18 protein-coding genes are annotated in these 17,209 nt (G+C 71.6%); 9 read left to right on the plus strand and 9 right to left on the minus strand.

The annotated features are described in order from the left end of the window. Positions 1–55: 55 nt before the first annotated feature. Together AB0H93_RS26185 and AB0H93_RS26190 are read right to left on the minus strand one after the other, a co-directional pair. Positions 56–814 (minus strand): Asp/Glu racemase, encoded by a 759-nt coding sequence (locus AB0H93_RS26185; protein WP_358575841.1) that lies wholly within the window; start codon positions 812–814, stop codon positions 56–58. An 11-nt stretch (positions 815–825) separates the two neighbouring features. Continuing rightward, positions 826–1,320, minus strand: a complete 495-nt coding sequence (locus AB0H93_RS26190; protein WP_358496107.1) for a DUF3830 family protein — start codon at positions 1,318–1,320, stop codon at positions 826–828. 259 nt (positions 1,321–1,579) lie between these two features. On the opposite strand from AB0H93_RS26190, the gene AB0H93_RS26195 reads away from it, so the two are divergent. Further along, positions 1,580–2,557, plus strand: a complete 978-nt coding sequence (locus tag AB0H93_RS26195) for a D-2-hydroxyacid dehydrogenase (RefSeq protein ID WP_358575842.1) — start codon at positions 1,580–1,582, stop codon at positions 2,555–2,557. Further along, positions 2,557–3,975, plus strand: coding sequence for an amidase (locus AB0H93_RS26200; protein ID WP_358575843.1), 1,419 nt, complete (start codon positions 2,557–2,559; stop codon positions 3,973–3,975). Before AB0H93_RS26195 ends, AB0H93_RS26200 begins: the two co-directional genes overlap by 1 nt. Before the next feature lie 8 nt (positions 3,976–3,983). Here the strand turns inward: AB0H93_RS26200 and AB0H93_RS26205 are convergent, their stop codons facing one another. Next, positions 3,984–4,988: a putative sulfate exporter family transporter gene (locus AB0H93_RS26205; RefSeq protein ID WP_358575844.1), complete on the minus strand. Its 1,005-nt coding sequence runs from the start codon at positions 4,986–4,988 to the stop codon at positions 3,984–3,986. Between the two features lie 136 nt (positions 4,989–5,124). On the opposite strand from AB0H93_RS26205, the gene AB0H93_RS26210 reads away from it, so the two are divergent. After that, on the plus strand, positions 5,125–6,039 hold the full coding sequence (locus AB0H93_RS26210) for a LysR family transcriptional regulator (RefSeq protein ID WP_358575845.1): 915 nt from the start codon (positions 5,125–5,127) through the stop codon (positions 6,037–6,039). A 71-nt stretch (positions 6,040–6,110) separates the two neighbouring features. On the opposite strand, the gene AB0H93_RS26215 is transcribed toward AB0H93_RS26210, so the two are convergent. Together AB0H93_RS26215 and AB0H93_RS26220 are read right to left on the minus strand one after the other, a co-directional pair. Continuing rightward, positions 6,111–7,550 carry an aldehyde dehydrogenase family protein gene (locus tag AB0H93_RS26215; RefSeq protein ID WP_358575847.1) on the minus strand — a complete coding sequence of 480 codons (1,440 nt, stop codon included), beginning with the start codon at positions 7,548–7,550 and terminating at the stop codon, positions 6,111–6,113. Between the two features lie 103 nt (positions 7,551–7,653). After that, positions 7,654–8,931, minus strand: a complete 1,278-nt coding sequence (locus AB0H93_RS26220; protein WP_358575848.1) for an MFS transporter — start codon at positions 8,929–8,931, stop codon at positions 7,654–7,656. A gap of 69 nt (positions 8,932–9,000) precedes the next feature. Here AB0H93_RS26220 and AB0H93_RS26225 point away from each other — a divergent pair, with 69 nt between their 5' ends. Continuing rightward, positions 9,001–9,711: a GntR family transcriptional regulator gene (locus tag AB0H93_RS26225; RefSeq protein ID WP_358575849.1), complete on the plus strand. Its 711-nt coding sequence runs from the start codon at positions 9,001–9,003 to the stop codon at positions 9,709–9,711. 127 nt (positions 9,712–9,838) lie between these two features. Here AB0H93_RS26225 and AB0H93_RS26230 read toward each other — a convergent pair whose 3' ends face one another. Continuing rightward, complete coding sequence (locus AB0H93_RS26230) at positions 9,839–10,291, minus strand: VOC family protein (RefSeq protein ID WP_358575850.1); 453 nt, start codon at positions 10,289–10,291, stop codon at positions 9,839–9,841. 55 nt (positions 10,292–10,346) lie between these two features. Continuing rightward, on the minus strand, positions 10,347–11,336 hold the full coding sequence (locus tag AB0H93_RS26235) for a transcriptional regulator (protein ID WP_358575851.1): 990 nt from the start codon (positions 11,334–11,336) through the stop codon (positions 10,347–10,349). Between the two features lie 61 nt (positions 11,337–11,397). Between AB0H93_RS26235 and AB0H93_RS26240 the strand changes: the two genes are divergently transcribed. Continuing rightward, entirely contained in the window at positions 11,398–11,985 is a 588-nt protein-coding gene (locus tag AB0H93_RS26240; RefSeq protein ID WP_358575853.1) for a DinB family protein, read from the plus strand. 145 nt (positions 11,986–12,130) lie between these two features. After that, the gene (locus AB0H93_RS26245) at positions 12,131–13,228 is read left to right on the plus strand and encodes a winged helix DNA-binding domain-containing protein (protein WP_358575855.1); all 1,098 of its coding nucleotides are present in this window, start codon (positions 12,131–12,133) and stop codon (positions 13,226–13,228) included. A gap of 6 nt (positions 13,229–13,234) precedes the next feature. Here the strand turns inward: AB0H93_RS26245 and AB0H93_RS26250 are convergent, their stop codons facing one another. Then, entirely contained in the window at positions 13,235–13,831 is a 597-nt protein-coding gene (locus tag AB0H93_RS26250) for a TetR/AcrR family transcriptional regulator (RefSeq protein ID WP_358575856.1), read from the minus strand. 130 nt (positions 13,832–13,961) lie between these two features. Between AB0H93_RS26250 and AB0H93_RS26255 the strand changes: the two genes are divergently transcribed. Genes AB0H93_RS26255 through AB0H93_RS26265 form a run of 3 tightly spaced genes read left to right on the plus strand, consistent with a single transcriptional unit; the run spans position 13,962 to position 15,997 of the window. Next, positions 13,962–14,759, plus strand: a complete 798-nt coding sequence (locus AB0H93_RS26255) for a class I SAM-dependent methyltransferase (protein WP_358575959.1) — start codon at positions 13,962–13,964, stop codon at positions 14,757–14,759. A 10-nt stretch (positions 14,760–14,769) separates the two neighbouring features. After that, positions 14,770–15,597, plus strand: a complete 828-nt coding sequence (locus AB0H93_RS26260; RefSeq protein WP_358575857.1) for a helix-turn-helix domain-containing protein — start codon at positions 14,770–14,772, stop codon at positions 15,595–15,597. A gap of 4 nt (positions 15,598–15,601) precedes the next feature. Next, the gene (locus AB0H93_RS26265) at positions 15,602–15,997 is read left to right on the plus strand and encodes a VOC family protein (RefSeq protein WP_132486113.1); all 396 of its coding nucleotides are present in this window, start codon (positions 15,602–15,604) and stop codon (positions 15,995–15,997) included. Between the two features lie 67 nt (positions 15,998–16,064). Here AB0H93_RS26265 and AB0H93_RS26270 read toward each other — a convergent pair whose 3' ends face one another. Further along, on the minus strand, positions 16,065–17,207 hold the full coding sequence (locus AB0H93_RS26270) for an SPFH domain-containing protein (RefSeq protein ID WP_358575859.1): 1,143 nt from the start codon (positions 17,205–17,207) through the stop codon (positions 16,065–16,067). Positions 17,208–17,209: the final 2 nt, after the last annotated feature.

Here is a 17,209-nt window from a genome sequence, read left to right on the forward strand (position 1 = left end):
TGTTGACAATGTTACCGCAGGGTCCGTCGCGGCTAACCCGTTCTTGATGCGATCGTCACGCGGCCGGCGCGTCCACCACCTGCATCAGCCGCTGTTCCGGGGCCACCGCCTGCAGCCCCATCTCGCGCAGCGCCGCCCAGATCGTGACCTGGTTGGCCGTCAGCACCGGTTTGCCCAGCTCCTGCTCCAGCGGCCCGATGATGTCGTAGGTCGGCAGGTTGGTGCAGCTGATGAACATCGCCTCGGCCTCCGGCCGGTCGGCCGAGCGCACGATGTCCACCACCTGCCGGTAGTTGACCTTCCAGATCTGGCCGAGCAGACCCAGGCCGACGCTGGTGACCACGTCGATGCCGTGCTCGTCGAGGAAACCGTGCAACCGCTCGGTCACGCTCTCCACGTACGGCGTGGCGATCGAGATCCGGCCGGCACCCAGCGTCTGCAGGGCCTGCACCAGCGCGCCGGAGGCGGTGACCGCGGCCGGCGCACCGGCCTGCAGCATCACCTCCACCAGCGCGCGCTCCCCCGTCGCCCCGTTCACGAAACTGCCGGAGGTGCACGCGTAGGCGACCACCTCCGGCTCCGGGACCAGCAGGTCGCGGGTCGCGCCGTGCACCGCCGCCTCGTCGCTGACCAGGCTGGCCTGCTCAACGGTCACCGGCACCGGCACGAACGCCGTGCGCGTCAAGTACAGCGAGACGCCCGCTGGGGTCCACCGCCACAGTTCGCGGTCCAGCGCCAGGTCGAACGGGGCGATCACTCCGACGCCGCGTTGCGGCTCCGGGCCCGATACCGCCCCGAGGAAGTCAGGCGGCATTTGTTCCCCCGTCAACCCTGGTAGCGGTCGTAGCGGAGGGTCTCGCCGATGCTGCCGGACCGCCAGACGTCGTTGCACGCCTCGGCCATCCGGTCCAGCCCCTCCACGATGGTGGCGTAGACGTTGCCCGGCACCCAACCCACGTCGCCGTTGAGCAACAGGTTGTTCCGCCCGTAGAAGATCGCCAGGTCGATCACGCCGGGCAGCTCGTGGATGTTCTTCTCCTCCTTGAACTGGCGGTCCAGCATGCCGCCGGGGAAGGAGAAGTACACGACGTCACCCGGGATCGGGGTGACCGTCGGGTTCTCCTGGCCGGGTTCGTCGGCCGCGAACCGCGGCACCATCGTGTAGATCTCGTTGCGCGCGTACTTGGCGTGGTGCACCGGCCCGACCTGGGGCAGCGCTTGCCACACGGCTTCGCAGGTGCGGGGGGCATCCTTGTCCAGCAGCTCCGCCACGCAGGACACACCGCGCTTTTCCAGCGTGATCGACAGGTACCTGGGCATCGTGATCTTCCGTTCGCAGGAGTGGGGACTGTTGACTCATCTCCTCCGGTCCCGGCCGCGCCGCGCGTGGTCGGGAATCGCCTCGGTCGCCGAGGGTACCCGTGGATTGTTGACAATCCTACGAACGCTTCATAGCGTGTCAATGCCCCGTGCCGACGCGGTTTTCCCGTTCAGCGCGGGCGAAACGAACTCTTAACCCGGCGCGCCCGACGATCATCGCTGCCCGGCCCCCACGCCCCACCGCACCTAAGGTCAGGTCATGATCCACCGCACTCCCACGGTCGTCGTCCTCCACGGCGGGACCCCACCGGCGGAAATGGCCCGCATCCAAGCCCACGCCGAGCTGCGCTACGCCGACGCCGACCAACTGGCCGACGCGCTGCCCGGCGCCGACGTGCTGTTCGTCTGGGCCTTCCGCTCCGAGGCCGTCACCGACGCCTGGCCCCGCGCCGACGCCCTCCGCTGGGTGCACGCCGCCAGCGCCGGAGTCGACCGCCTGCTGTTCCCCGCTCTGCAGGACTCCGACGTGCTGCTGACCAACTCCCGCGGCGTCTTCGACCGCCCGATGGCCGAATACGTGCTCGCCACCGTGCTCGCCTTCGCCAAGGACCTGCACACCACGCTGCGGCTGCAGGACCGCAAGCAGTGGCAGCACCGCGTGACCGAACGCGTCGCGGGCAAATCCGCCCTCGTCGTGGGCACCGGACCGATCGGCCGCGCCATCGCCCGCCAGCTCACCGCCGCCGGGCTCACCGTGTCCGGCGCCGGACGCGTCGGGCGCAGCGGCGACCCGGACTTCGGCGACGTGCACGCCTCCAGCGACCTCGCCCACGTCATCTGCGCCTTCGACTACGTCGTGCTCGCCGCCCCGCTGACCGAGCAGACCAAGGGACTCGTCGACGCCGAGGTCCTCGCCCACTGCCGGCCCACCGCGCGGCTGATCAACGTCGGCCGCGGCGAACTCGTCGTCGAAACCGACCTCATCGCCGCCCTGCGATCCGGGCAACTGGGCGGCGCCGCCCTGGACGTCTTCGACACCGAACCACTGCCGGAGACCTCGCCGCTGTGGGAGATGCCCAACGTGCTCGTCTCCCCGCACATGTCCGGCGACACCATCGGCTGGGTCGACGAACTCGTCGACCTGTTCCTCGAGAACCTGCGCAGCTACACCGACGGCACGCAGCTGCGCAACGTGGTCGACAAGCAACGGGGTTACATCAGCGGAACGGAGCACTGATGGCGAACACGCACCCGGCCGAACGCACGGTCGCCGACCTCACCGCCACCGAACTGCTCGCCGCCTACGCCGCGGGCGAGCTGTCCCCGGTGGAGGCGACCGAGGCCGCGCTGCGCCGCATCGCCGACGCCGACCCGGCCGTCAACGCCTACTGCCTGGTCGACGCCGACCGCGCGATGGACCAGGCCAGGGCGTCCGAAAAGCGCTGGCACCGCGGCGAACCCGCCGGGCGGCTCGACGGCGTGCCGACCTCGATCAAGGACATCTTCCTCACCGAGCACTGGCCGACGCTGCGCGGCTCCCGAACCATCGACCCGCACCAGCAGTGGACCGCCGACGCACCCTCCGTCGCCCGCCTCCGCGAGCACAACGCCGTGTTCGTCGGCAAGACCACCACGCCGGAACTGGCGTGGAAGGGCGTCACCGACAGCCCGCTGCAAGGCATCACCCGCAACCCGTGGGACCCCACCCGCACCGCCGGCGGCTCCAGCGGCGGCGCCGCAGCAGCTGTCGCGCTGGGCATGGCGCCCCTGGCCATCGGCACCGACGGCGGCGGATCCGTGCGCATCCCCGCCGCGTTCTGCGGCATCGTCGCCCTCAAAGCCACCTACGGCCGGATCCCGCACTACCCCGCCAGCCCCTACGGCACCCTCGCCCACGCCGGACCGATGACCGGCACGGTCACCGAGACCGCGCTGATGCTCGACGTGCTGTCCGAACCGGACAGCCGCGACTGGTCCGCGCTGGAACCACCGAGCGCGTCCTTCCTGGACGGACTCGACTCCGGAGTGCGCGGCCTGCGCATCGCGATCAGCCTCGACCTCGGCTTCGGCACCCCCGTCGACCCCGAGGTGGCCCGCGCGATCACCGCCGCCGCCCGCGCCTTCGAAGAACTCGGGGCCGTCGTCGAGCAGGTCGACCCCGGCATCACCGACCCCGTCGAGGACTTCCACGTGCTGTGGTTCGCCGGTGCCGCCAAGTCCGTCGAACACCTCACCCCCGAACAACGCGAACTGCTCGACCCCGGGCTGCACGAGATCTGCCGGCAGGGCCTCACCTACTCCGCGCAGGACTACCTCGAAGCCACCAACACCCGGATGCTGCTGGGCCAGCGCATGGGCGCCTTCCACCAGACCTACGACCTCCTGCTGACCCCGACCGTGCCGATCCCGGCGTTCGAAGCGGGCCTGGAAGTCCCACCCGGCTCCCCCCACCCGCGCTGGACCAGTTGGACCCCGTTCACCTACCCGTTCAACATGACCCAGCAACCGGCCATCAGCGTCCCCTGCGGGAACACCACCGCCGGGCTGCCGATCGGCCTGCAGATCATCGGCCCCCGCCACGCCGACGCCAAGGTCCTCCGCGCCGCCCGCGCCTACGAGCAGACCCAGCCCCGGCTCCGCCCGCACACCCCCTGAAACCGCGATCACGCCAGCGACAACATGGTGGCGAAGCCCAGCGCCGTCACCAGCAGAGTGGAACAAGCCGCCAGCGCAAAGGCCTTCGGCCCGTTGCGCAGCAACGCCTTGACCCGCACCCCGAAACCCAGCGCGAACAACGCACCCGCCAGCAGCAGAGTGGTCAGCTGCTTCGCGCCATCGAGCACCACGACCGGCAGCACATCCACGCTGCGCACCGCCACCGCGACCAGGAAACCGAACACGAACAACGGCATCACCGGAGGACGCTCACCTCCGGCCGCACCACGACGCCGGCGCTCCACCAGGCTGACCGCGGTCACCATCGGCGCCAGCAACACCACCCTGCTCAGCTTGACGACCACCGCGACCGCCACCGCCGCACCGCCCGCCGGCGACGCGGCCGCCACCACCTGCGCCACCTCGTGCACGCTCCCACCGGCGATCCGGCCGATCTCATCAGCCGACAACCCCATCCCAGCGGCCATCGCAGGCAACGCCAGCATCGTGATCGTCCCGAACACCGTCACCATCGCCACGCTCGTGGCCACGTCCTCGTCCTCGCGCTCGACGACGCTCTCCATCGCCGCCACCGCCGACGCACCGCAGATCGAGAACCCCGTCGCCACCAGCACCGACAAACCGCGCGGCACCCGCATCAGCCGGCCGATCAGCAACGTCCCCAGAAACGTCAGCCCCACGATCAGCAACACCGCCACCACGGTGCCCGCCCCGAGCCCCAGCACCTGCGAAACCGACAGCTGCAAACCCAGCAGCACCACCCCGACGCGCAACAGCTTCTTCGTCGCCCACGCGATGCCCGGCCGGGTCGCCTCCGGAAAGCCCGGCACGTTCCCGGCCACGATGCCCAGCACCACCGCAGCGGTCAACGCACTCACCGCCGGGACCAGCCCGGACACCACCAAGGACACCGCGACCGCCGCGCCGGTCACCACCAGCCCCGGCCACAACGCACCGATACCCGACTGCTGCGAGCTGAACGTCTTCGTCACCCTTACAGGCTCGCCACCAGGCCACCCGCGCAGTAGCCGTGATCTGCACAGGACGTCATAGCCGAAGTGCATGCCCCACCAGCACGGCAACCGGTGTCCGACCGACACCGCCAGGCCAGCGACCTATCCTTGGGGCATGGCCCCGCCCGACCCCGAATCGCTCCGGCTGCTGGTCCTCGTCGGTGAACTCGGCAGCATCGGAGCCGCCGCGGCCGAACTGCGCATCAGCCAGCCCTCCGCCAGCAAGCGGCTCAGCAGGCTGGAGCGCCAGCTCGCCCTCCCGCTGGTGGAACGCACCCGCCAGGGCTGCACGCTCACCCCCGCCGGAACCATGGTCTGCGACTGGGCCAGGCAAGTCCTCGCCCACGTCGACGGCCTGATGAACGGCGTGCGCGCCCTGCGCGCCCAGCACGAAGCCAAGCTCCGCGTCGCCGCCAGCATGACCATCGCCGAATACCTCGCGCCCCGATGGATCAGCAGGCTCCGCGCCACCCTCCCCGACGTGCCCCTCGAACTCGACGTCGCCAACTCCCTGGCCGTCGCCGAAGCCGTCCGCCACGGCCACGCCGACCTCGGCTTCATCGAAACCCCGGTGCCCCCCGAAGGCGTCTCGGTCCGGTTCGTCACCCGCGACCGCATGGTCGTCGTCGCCCCGCCCGAACACCCCTGGGCCAGGCTGCGCCGCCCCCTGACCGCCACCGAGCTCGCCGCCACCCCGCTGATCGTGCGCGAACACGGCTCCGGAACCCGCGAAACCCTCCACCGCGCCCTCGTCGGAGTCGGCGCCGAGCCCGTCACCCCGCTGCTCGAACTCCGCTCGACCACCGCCGTGCGCAACTCCGTCGTCGCCGGCGCCGGCCCCGCGGTCCTCAGCGTCCTCGCCGTCGCCACCGACCTAGCCGAACAACGCCTCGTCGACGTGCCCGCCACGGGCCTCGACCTGCACCGACCGCTGCACGCGGTCTGGCGCGCCGGACTCCAGCTCACCGGCCCGGCCGCCGCCCTGCTGGCCATCGCCATGCGCACCCCGGAAACCGGCTCCGCTGGCTGACGGCCCGCCACAGAGCCCGTTTTGGCCTGGAATGTTGCAGGTCAGGACCCCACGCGAGTCCTCCGCAGGCCCTACTCGTCGTCCCAGGCCGACATCACGTGCTTGATCCGGCTGTACTCCTCCAGCCCGTAGCGGCCGAAGTCCCGCGCCGACGCCGAATGCTTGAACCCGCTGTGCGGCATCTCCGCCGCGAACGGGTGGTGCGTGTTGATCCACACCGTCCCGGCCTGCATCCGCCGCGACACCCGCATCGCCCGCGCGTGATCACGCGTCCAGATGCTCGACACCAACCCGTAGCGCACCCCGTTGGCCAGCTCCACGGCCTCCTGCTCGCTGTCGAAGCGCTGCACCGTCAACACCGGCCCCAGCACCTCGTTCTGCACCAGCTCGTCGTCCTGCTCCACCCCGACGACCACCGTCGCCTCGTGGAAGAACCCCCGCTCCCCCTTGCGCCGCCCACCCGCGACGATCCGCGCGTGCTCCGGCAGCCGCTCCAGATGCGCCTGCACCAACTCCAACTGCCCCAGGCTGTTCAACGGCCCGAACGCCGCATCCGGGTCCTGCGGCGGCCCCGGCCGCATCGCCTCGGCCCACTCCGCCAACGCCGCCACCAGCTCGTCGAACACCTCCGGACCTGCCAGCACCCGGCTCGCCGCCGTGCAGCTCTGCCCCGCGTTCCCGAAGGCCGCCGCGGCGATCCGCCGCGCCGCCCGCGGCACGTCCGCATCGTCGAACACCACCGCCGGCGCCTTCCCGCCCAACTGCAGGTGCGCCCGCTTGAGATCGGCCGCCACCGAACCCGCGACCTCCATCCCGGACCGCACCGTGCCGGTGATCGAGAACATCCCGGGCACCTCGTGCGCCACCATCGCCCGGCCGCTGTCGCGATCCCCGCAGATCAGGTTCAACGCCCCGGCCGGCAGGAAACCGCCCGCGATCTCCACCAGCAACGCCGTGCTCACCGGCGTCGTCTCGGCCGGCTTGAGCACCACGGTGTTCCCCGCCGCCAACGCCGGCGCGAACTTCGCCGCCGCCAGCAACAACGGATGCGTCCACGACGTGACCTGCGCGCACACGCCGATCGGCTCCCGCCGCGAGAACGACGTGTGCCCCGGCTGGTACTCACCGCCCGCCCCGTCCTCCTGCACCCGCGCGGCCCCCGCGTAGAAGCGGATCAGGTCCACCGCCAACGGCAGCTCGTCATCGCGCACCACCGACCAGGGCTTGCCGGTGTTGCGGCACTCCGCGACCACCAGCTCGTCGGCCCGATCCTCGATCGCGTCGGCGACGTCCAGCAACACCTGCTGCCGCTGCCGAGGCGTCGCTTGCGACCAGGACTCGAATGCCGACGCGGCGACCGCCATCACCGCGTCCACATCCATCCACCTCGTCAGCGGAGCGGTGCCGTACTCCTCGCCGGTGCTCGGATCCACCAGCGGCAACGTCTCTCCGGCCAGGGTGCCGGCGGGCTCGCCGCCGACGAAGTTGTGCAGTTCCAGCGCCGCGGTCAAGAAGGGCCTCCATCGCTGAGCCCGACCGTCGGTGGCCGGTCGGTGCCACGTCCGCCCACCGACCCTAGCTCCCCAGCCGGGCGTGTGTAGGCGGCGCGCCGAGTCAGCCCGCCCTCACCGGCCGCCGGAACCACTGCGCCAGGGTGCCCACCGCCATCAGCACGAGCACCGGGGCGAACGCCCAGCGGTACGCCTGCGCCGCGGGCAGCTGCGACACCGCCTGCAGCACCGCGCCCACCAGCAGCTGGACCAGCACGGCCGCGAAGAACCCGCCCATGTTGACCACGCCCGACGCGGTCCCGGAACGGTGCGCCGCGTTGGCCATCCGCGCCCCGTCGAAGGCCAGCATGGCCCCGCCGCCGCCGACACCGACGAGCACCAGCGCCACCACCAGCACCGGCATCGGCAACGTGCCCGGCCAGCCGACCAGCACCGCCCACACCAGCACCACGACGGAGGACAGGCCCAGGGTGAACCGGTCGCGCCGCTGCGGGCGGCCGGAGATGTACTGGCCCGCGAACCACGAGCCCGCGATGAACCCGAACACGCTGAGCATCAGCAGCGAACCGACCTCGGCCTGGCCGTGCCCCTGCGACTTCGTCAGCCACGGCCCACCCCACAACGTCGTCACCGCCAGGAACTGGGACATCAACACGAAGTGCACCCAGAAGGAATGCTTGGTGCCGCGCTGCGCGACCACGTGGCGCAACGTGTGCCAGACCCGCTCCGGCGACTCGGGCGCTTCGTGCTCCGGCCGGGCGTTCGCGGGTTGGTCCCGGATCGCCAGTCCCGCGACCACCGCGAGCACGACCGTCAGCCCGGCCGCGCCGAGGAACGTCGGCACCCAGCCCACGCTGTGCAGCGCGAGGCCCAGCGGCAGCGTCGAGACGACCTGCCCCAGGCCGCCCGCCAGCCCGGTCAGGGCCGCGACCTTGCCGAACCGGTGCGGCGGGAACCAGTGCGCGGCCAGCCGCAGCACGTTGGTGAACATGAACGCGTCGCCGAAGCCGATGAGCATCCGGCCGGCGATCCCGCCGATGATCGACCCGGTGAGCGCGAACACCGCCGACCCGACGGCCATCGCGACCATGCCGCCGGTGATCACCTTCCGGGGCCCGAGCCGGTCGGCCAGCAACCCCGACGGCACCTGCAGGACCAGGTAGACACCGAGCTGCAGCGCGGAGAACAGCGCCAGGACCGCGGGTCCGGTTTCGAAGCGCTGCAGCGCTTCCGGCGCCGCCACGCCGAGGCTGGCGCGGTGGAAAAGCGCCGCGCAGTAGCAGAGCGCGCCGACTCCCCACACCAGCCACGCCACCCTCGACGAACTGGGGCGATCACCCTGCTCCCTGGCGGGTGGCGCGGTCATGACGGTCTCGGACACCGGAAACTCCTCCCCTGGAAAATCTTGTATTCACCATAGATACAAGTTGGGTGGAAGTACGATGACCTCGTGTCGAGCACAACACCACGCGAAGCCGTGTCCTCCGCCACTCCCGCCGCAGCCGAGCTCCCCGCCGCGGACCGCGCCTACCACCACGTCAAGGCCGGCCTGCTGGACGGCAGCTACCCCGACGGCGAGCTGCTGTCCGAGGGCGAAGTCGCGAACGCGCTGCAGATGTCGCGCACCCCGGTGCGCGAAGCGTTCCTGCGGCTGCAGACCGAAGGATTCCTGCGGCTGTACCCGAAGCGCGGCGCGCTGGTCGTGCCGGTGACCCCCACCGAGGCACGAGCCGTCGTCGAGGCCCGGCTGGCACTGGAGAGCTTCGCCATCGACAAGCTCGCCATGCAGAGCCGCGAGGCGATGACCGAGGTCGGCGAGCAACTGGCCGCGCACCCGGCCTGCGACGCCGCCGACCTCAGCGACGCCGAGATGCACGAGACCGACCGCGCGTTCCACGCGACGCTGGTGGCCTCGGCAGGCAACCCCGTGGTCGCCGACCTCTACAACGCCCTGCGCGACAAGCAGATGCGGATCACGGCCATGGCCCGCACCCACGCCGTGCGCCCACGCATCACCCAGCAGCACGCACATCTCGCGGACGCGCTCCGCGACGGCGACCCCGAGCTGGCCAAATCCCGGCTGCGCGAGCACCTCCTGGGCACGGTCCGCGCGTTCGGCGTGGCAGGCGGCCCCTACCTCGACCCGGATTCGGACGTCTGACGCCGTTTTGAGTGGTGAGCCAGCGGGCTCGGCGGCCCACTGGAGGATTAATTTCGACCAACACTGAAATGATTGTGATTATAAAATCACTGCGTCGGGCCGGGCCTCGGCTCGGCCCGACGCAGGTCTACGCCACGCAGAACTCGTTGCCTTCCGGGTCCTGCATGATCCACCAGTGCCCGGCGGACCCCTGGTCGACCTCGCGGACGCGGGTCGCCCCCAGCTCTTCCAGCCGGGCCACCAGCTCCTCGCGGCCGCCGTGCTCGCTGTGGACATCGATGTGCAGGCGGTTCTTGCCTGCTTTGCCCTCGGGCACGTCCTGGAAGAGCAGTCGCCTGCCGCGGCCGACGCCGCTGGTCTCGTCGAACGGGTCCTCGGGGTGGCGGACTGCGGCGTAGCCGCGGAAGTTCTTGCGGCCGCGATGCTCGACGACCGCCTCCTCGCCGATGTGGCCGGCGGCCAGCAGCTGCTCGATGAGCGCGCTGGGGTCTTCCACCTCGTAGTCCAGGGCCTCGGCCCAGAAGTCCGCGAGGACGGGTGCGTTCGTGCTGTCGATGACCAGCTTCCAGCTCAGTGGCATGTAACCAGTTATATCGGTTACCCGGATTCCACGGCAACCGGTGGGCCGCGCTCCCCTAGCCGTTCCGTCCGCTCGCCGCGGCGTCGTAGCGGCGGGCGAGGTGCGCGAAGGCGTCCTTGAGCTCGGTCGGCCCGACGACCTCGATGTCCGCGTCGAACCTGCCGATGGTGGCGGCCAGGCCGGGCCACGACCAGGAGCCGAGGACGAGCCGGCAGCGGTTCGGGCCGAGCTCTTCGACCACGCCGTCCCGGACGTAGGGGGACACCGCGCCGGCGGGCACGTCGAGGATCACCTCGCCGCGGCAGGGCCAGTCGCCGGAGCCGTCGAAGCCCCGGAACCTGCCGGCGACGAAGGCGGCCACGTCACCTCCTGGCAGTTCGCGCGGGACGAAGCGGGGTCCCGTGGGGATGCGCGGAGTGATCCGGTCCGCGCGGAAGGTGCGCCAGTCCTCGCGGTCGAGATCCCAGGCGACGAGGTACCAGCGCCCGCCCCAGGTGACGAGGTGGTGCGGCTGCACCCGGCGCGGCACACCGCCGTTGTCCATCCGCGACGGGGACACGGGCTCGTAGTCGAAGCGCAACACCTCACGGGCGTGGACGGCGGCGCTGAGTGCCATGAGCACGCCACTGTCGACCTGCGGGGGCGGCGCGGTCGCGTGCCGCTCGACGGCGGTGATCTGGAAGGTGTCGATCCGGCGGCGCAGTCGTGCGGGCATGACCTGCCGGACGGTGTTCAGCGCGCGCGCCGCTGCTTCCTCGATCCCGACGCCGGCGGTGGCGGCGATCTGGAGCGCGACGGCGAGGGCGATGGCCTGCTCGTCGTCGAACAGCAGCGGCGGGAGTTCCGCGCCCGCGTCCAGCCGATACCCGCCGTCCGGACCTTTGGTCGCCACCACGGGATACCCGAGCTCGCGCAAGCGGTCGACATCGCGGCGCACGGTCCGCTCGCTGACCTCCAGCCGCTCGGCCAGCAGCGCCCCCGGCCAGTCGCGGCGCGCCTGGAGCAGGGAGAGCAGCGACAGCAGTCGCGCGGATGTCTTCGGCATGAACCAATACTGCCCCGAGAAGCGGCCACAACCTGACCGCTTCTCCTGCGAGGGTGGTCTCATGAACGACGAGAAAAACCGCAAGGACGTGACCGCCACCCTCGACGGCGAGCGGGCCGACCTGCTCACCGCGCTCGCGACCGCGCGATCCGCCCTGACCAACACGACGCGCGGGCTCAGCGACGAGCAGGCCGGCGAGCGCCCGACGGCCAGCGCGCTGTGCCTGGGCGGGCTGATCAAGCACGTGGCTTCCATGGAGGAACAGTGGATGCGTTTCGTGCTCGACGGGCCGTCGGCGATGCGCTTCGACCTGCCCGACGGTGTCACCTGGGCGGACATGGCGGCCGGTACCGCACGCGAGATCCCGCAGTGGGCGATCGACCACCAGAACGACTTCCGGATGCTGCCCGGCGAAACGCTGGCCGGGGTCGTCGAGCGCTACGAGCAGGTCGCCGCCCGCAGCGAGGAGATCATCGCCGCCGTGCCCGACCTGTCGGCGACGCAGCCGCTACCGGAAGCACCCTGGAACGAGCCGGGAGCTGTGCGCAGCGTGCGCCGGGTGCTGGTGCACGTCATCGCCGAGACCACCCAGCACGCTGGGCACGCGGACATCCTGCGCGAGACGCTCGACGGCCAGACGTCGAGCTGACCGGCGGCATCGCGACCAGATCGGGCTTGCACGGAATCGAAAGGAACTGCGTCGCTGTGAAGATGCGCGAGCGCGGGCGGGTTCTCCGCCACCGCCTAGGCACCATGATCGACCGAGTCCGGATCATCGGCGAGGTGCTGGCCCGATGACCGTCCTCGACGCCCGGGCGCTCAACCGCGCGACGCTGGCCCGGCAGCTGCTGCTCGATCGCGCCGACATGCCTGCTCTCGACGCCGTCGCCCACCTCGGCGGCTTGCAGGCGCAAGAACCGCAGGAACCGTTCGTCGGACTCTGGTCCCGGCTGCGCGCGTTCGCCCCGGCTGCGCTCTCGGACCTGCTGACGGGGCGGGGCGTGGTGCGGATCCACCTCATGCGCCGCACCGTCCACCTCGTCACCGCCGAAGACGCGCTGTCCTGGCGGGCCCGCTACGACGCCATGCTGCGCCAGCGGGTTCTCGGGACCTACCGCCGCGAGCTCGATGGAGTCGATCTCGACGAGCTCGCGGCGGCGGGCCGGGCGGTGCTGGCCGACGGCGAGCCGCGCTCGATGCCCGAACTGGCGCGGGCTCTCGCCGAGCGCTGGCCGGCGGCGGGACTGCGGGCGCTGGGCGAAATGCTCCTCGCCGCCCTCATCCCGGTGGTGCAGCTGCCGCCGCGCGGGCTCTGGCGGGCGAAGGCAGGCGTGCGCAATGCACTGTTCTCCCACTGGCTGGGGCGCGAGATCGACCCGCTGCCCTCGGACGGCTCCGACCCGGTGGGACAGGCGCTGGTGCGGCGTTACCTGGCCGCGTTCGGCCCGGCCTCGTCGGCCGACCTGCGCGCTTGGTGCGGCCTCGCCGGACTGCCCGCAGCGGTGGCCGCGATGCGCGATGAGCTGGTGGTCCTCCGCGACGAGCGAGGCCGGAAACTGCTGGATCTGCCCGACGCGCCGCGCCCCGACCCCGACGCACCCGCCCCGGTGCGGTTCCTGCCGGCGTTCGACAACGCGGTCCTCGGCTACGGCGACCGCAGCCGGATCATCGACGACGCCCATCGCGGCCTGTCGGTCACGGGCGCTCGCTTCGTCCTGGTCGACGGCCGGGTCGCCGCGACCTGGACCGTCGAGGCCGACACCGTGATCGTCACCCCGCTGCGCCGCTTCTCCCCGGCCGACCGCACCGCCGTCGCCGAGCAGGGCCGGGAGCTCGCTTCGTTCCTCTCCGACGACGACAGCGACCGCGTGCAGATCACCTCTCCCCTGTGAACCGGTTCACAGCAGGCGTCGCTGCACGACATCGGCGATCACCGCGGTGACGACCTTGTCGACGACTCCGGCATCCGGCGATGCCCCACCGGCGAACAGCAGGTGCCCGGCCCCGATCAGCGAGAGCGCGAGCGAGTCGACGTCCGCGTCGGCGGCGATGCGGCCCAGCTCGCGCTCGTCGGCGAGGTAGGAGGCGATCATGGCGCCGGCTTCCGCCAGGAGCGGGACGCCGTGGGCGGGCCCGGTCCGGCGCAGCCGGGCGCGGAGCTCGTCCCGGAAGACGATGAGGCCGACGATCGCCACCGCGACCGAGTCGAACAGGTCGGTCAGCGCACCGGTGAGGTTGCCCGCGACGGTGCCGGTCCCGGCTGCGGCGCGGAGGCCGGTGGCCTGGGACTCGATCCGGGCGGTGCGATCTCGCACGAGCTCGGCGAGGAAGGCGTCGAAGTCGGCGAAGTGCCGGTGCAGGACGCCCTTGGCGCATCCCGCCTCGTCGGTGACCGCCCTGCTTGTCAGCGCGCTCGGTCCGTCCCGCATCAGGACGCGCTCGGCGGCGTCGAACAGCTGCTGTCGCGCGTCACGAATGTGCACCCCGGTCGGCACCGCGCAATCCCTCCGCACCTCGATGACCCCGTTGCCCTAGTGGGCATGCGCCCACTAGGGTGGGCACATGCCCACTATACCGTCCGGGGAGTTGTCCCCGGCTCGTCCCGAGCCGCATCGAGCCCGGAAGATGGCGGAGTCGTTCGGCGTGGACCCCGAGCGCTACGACCAGGCCCGGCCCCGCTATCCCGACGCCTTGGTCGAGCGGATCGTCGCTGCCAGCCCCGGCCGCGCCGTCCTCGACGTCGGCTGCGGCACCGGCATCGAAGCCCGCCAGTTCCAGGCGGCCTGCTGCGCCGTGCTCGGCGTCGACCCCGACGCGCGGATGGCCGAGTTCGCCCGGCGAACCGGCGTCGAGGTCGAGGTGGCGACGTTCGAGGCGTGGGACCCCGCCGGCCGGACCTTCGACGCGGTCGTCGCCGGTCAGGCCTGGCACTGGGTGGACCCGGTCGCGGGCGCCGCCAAGGCCGCGCGGGTGCTTCGGCCTGGCGGCCGGCTGGCGGTGTTCGCGCACGTCTTCGAGCCCCCTGCCCCGGTGGCGGAGGCCTTCGCCGCGGCCTACCGGCGGGTGGCGCCGGACTCGCCCTTGGACGTCCGCGCCCGACCCGCTCTGGACGTCCACCAGGCGATGTTCGCCCGGGCCGCCGACGGGATCCGGCAGGCGGGCGCGTTCGACGAGCCGGAGCAGTGGCGATTCGACTGGGAGCAGCGCTACACCCGCGAGGAATGGCTGAACCTGCTGCGCACCACCGGTGGCCTCACCGGGCTCCCGCCGGGCGAGCTGGCGGAGGTGCTTGACGCCGTCGGGACCGCCATCGACGAGATCGGGGGCGGCTTCACGCTCCCCTACACGACGATGGCGGCCACCGCGGCGCGATCCGGTGTCGCCGTCGAGTCGGGCAACGCGGGCGTCAGTCCCGACGTCTAGTCTGCGGGGCGTGGCTGAGACGCAGTACGTCAAGGCGACGCCGCCGCCCCACCTGCGACCGCTGATCACCGACATGGCGGGGTACCGCATCCGCTCGGCGCCCGGCGTGCACCGCGGCCTGCCGTCGCGGAGCCTGACCGTGATCCTCACCCTGGACGAAACGGTCGACATCGCCCCCGATTCGGGACCGGCGCAGTCCTACACCGCCCTCGTCGGCGGGCTGCACCGCAAACCGACCCGGATCACGCACGGCGAGCTGCAGCACGGCATCCAGCTGGGCCTGACGCCGCTGGGCGCCCGCGCGCTGCTGGGCATGCCCGCCGGGGAACTCGTCGACACCGGCATCGACCTCGCCGCCCTGCTGGGCGCGGCCGCCACCGACGAGCTCGTCGAGCGGCTGCGCTCCGCGACCACCTGGAGCGATCGCTTCGCCCTCCTCAACGACGCGCTCGCCCGGCTCGCCGCCCCGGCCACCCTCCCCTCCCCCGAGCTCGACTGGATCTGGCGGCGGATGACCGAGACGCACGGGCACGCACCCGTCGCGTCCCTGGCCGCCGACGTCGGCTGGAGCCGCCAGCACCTCGGCTCGCGGTTCCGCCGCGAGTTCGGCCTGCCACCCAAGCTGATCAGCCGGGTGATGCGGCTCGAACAGGCGCGCGGCCGGTTGATCAGCGGGGTTCGCGGCAGTCTCGCCGACGTCGCCGCCGACTGCGGCTACTCCGACCAGGCCCACTTCAACCGCGACTGGCTGGAGTTCACCGGCGTGCCGCCGTCGCGGTGGATGGCCGAGGAGCTTCCATTCGTCCAAGGCGCGACGCACCTCGCCGACGCATCCTGAGGCCATGACGACGAATGCGACGCGAACCGGCATCTGGCCGCTGATCCCCTACACCGACAAGAAGGCCGCCATCCGCTTCCTGGTCGAGGCCTTCGGCTTCGAGGAAACCCTGATCGTGCCCGGCGACGACGGCGAGATCGTGCACGTGGAACTCGGCTGGCCGCACGGCGGCGGCATCATGTTCGGCACCTGCGACCAGGCGAGCCCGTTCGCCAAGCCGCGGGGCTCGGGCACCGCCTACGTGGTCACCGACGATCCCGACGCGCTGTTCGAACGCGCCGTCGCGGCCGGGGCGGAGGTCGTCCTCGAACCGTCCGATCAGGACTACGGCTCGCGGGACTTCGTCGTCCGCGACCCGGAAGGCAACACCTGGAGCTTCGGGACCTACGCGGGCAGCTGACGGCCAGGACGACGAGAAGGGCCCGGCGGAAACCACGTTCCGCCGGGCCCTTCTGCTGGTTTTCAGCTCAGCCCTGCTGCTCCGGCAGCGCACGGGTGCCCAAGTCCGTCGCGCTGGGCACCTCCTTGCGGGCCACCGCCTCGGCCGCCCGGACCGCCTCCGCGACCTCCGGCGTGGTCGAGGTGTCGAACCAGGACTTGACCGAGTCCTCCTCCTCTTCCGGCGCGCCGGTCGGCGGCTCCTCCTTCGGCGGCTCGTAGCGGAACACGCCGTCCTCGCCGGGCGCGCCGAGCATCCGCGCGAAGCCCTCCAGGGACTTGCCGAACTCGCTGGGCACCAGCCACACCTTGTTCGCGTCGCCCTGCGCCATCTGCGGCAGCGTCTGCAGGTACTGGTAGGCCAGCAGCTCCGGCGTCGGCTTGCCGCGCTTGACGGCCGCGAAGACCTTCTCGATCGCCTTCGCCTGGCCCTGCGCCTGCAGGTACCGGCTGGCCCGCTCGCCCTGCGCCCGCAGGATGCTGGACTGGCGGTCCGCCTCGGCGGCCAGGATCGCCGCCTGCTTCTGCCCCTCGGCCGCGAGGATCGAGGCCTGCTTCTGGCCCTCGGCGGTCTTGATCGCCGACTCCCGCGCACCCTCGGCGTTGAGGATCATCGCGCGCTTCTCCCGGTCGGCGCGCATCTGCTTCTCCATCGAGTCCTGGATGGACGGCGGCGGGTCGATCGCCTTGAGCTCGACCCGCGCGACCCGGATGCCCCAGCGCCCGGTCTCCTGGTCCAGCACCCCGCGCAGCTGCGTGTTGATCGCGTCCCGCGAGGTCAGCGTCTCCTCCAGGCTCATCGCGCCGACCACGTTGCGCAGCGTCGTGGTCGTCAGCTGCTCCACCGCGATGATGTAGTTGGAGATCTCGTACACCGCGGAGCGCGAGTCGGTGACCTGGAAGTACACCACGGTGTCGATGGACACCGTCAGGTTGTCCTGGGTGATCACCGGCTGCGGCGGGAACGAGACGACCTGCTCGCGCAGGTCGATCCGGGCCCGCACCCGGTCGAAGAACGGCACCAGGAAGTTCAGCCCCGGCTCGGCCACCGACCGGAACTTCCCGAGCCGTTCGATCACCGCCGACTGGGCCTGCGGCACGACCATCACCGACTTGACGGCGATGATCAGCACCAGCAGCACCACGACCACTAGCACGATCAGTCCGGTCATGC

This window comes from Saccharopolyspora sp. NPDC050642, assembly GCF_040654735.1.
In the GTDB taxonomy this organism is placed as follows: Bacteria; Actinomycetota; Actinomycetes; order Mycobacteriales; family Pseudonocardiaceae; genus Saccharopolyspora; species Saccharopolyspora elongata.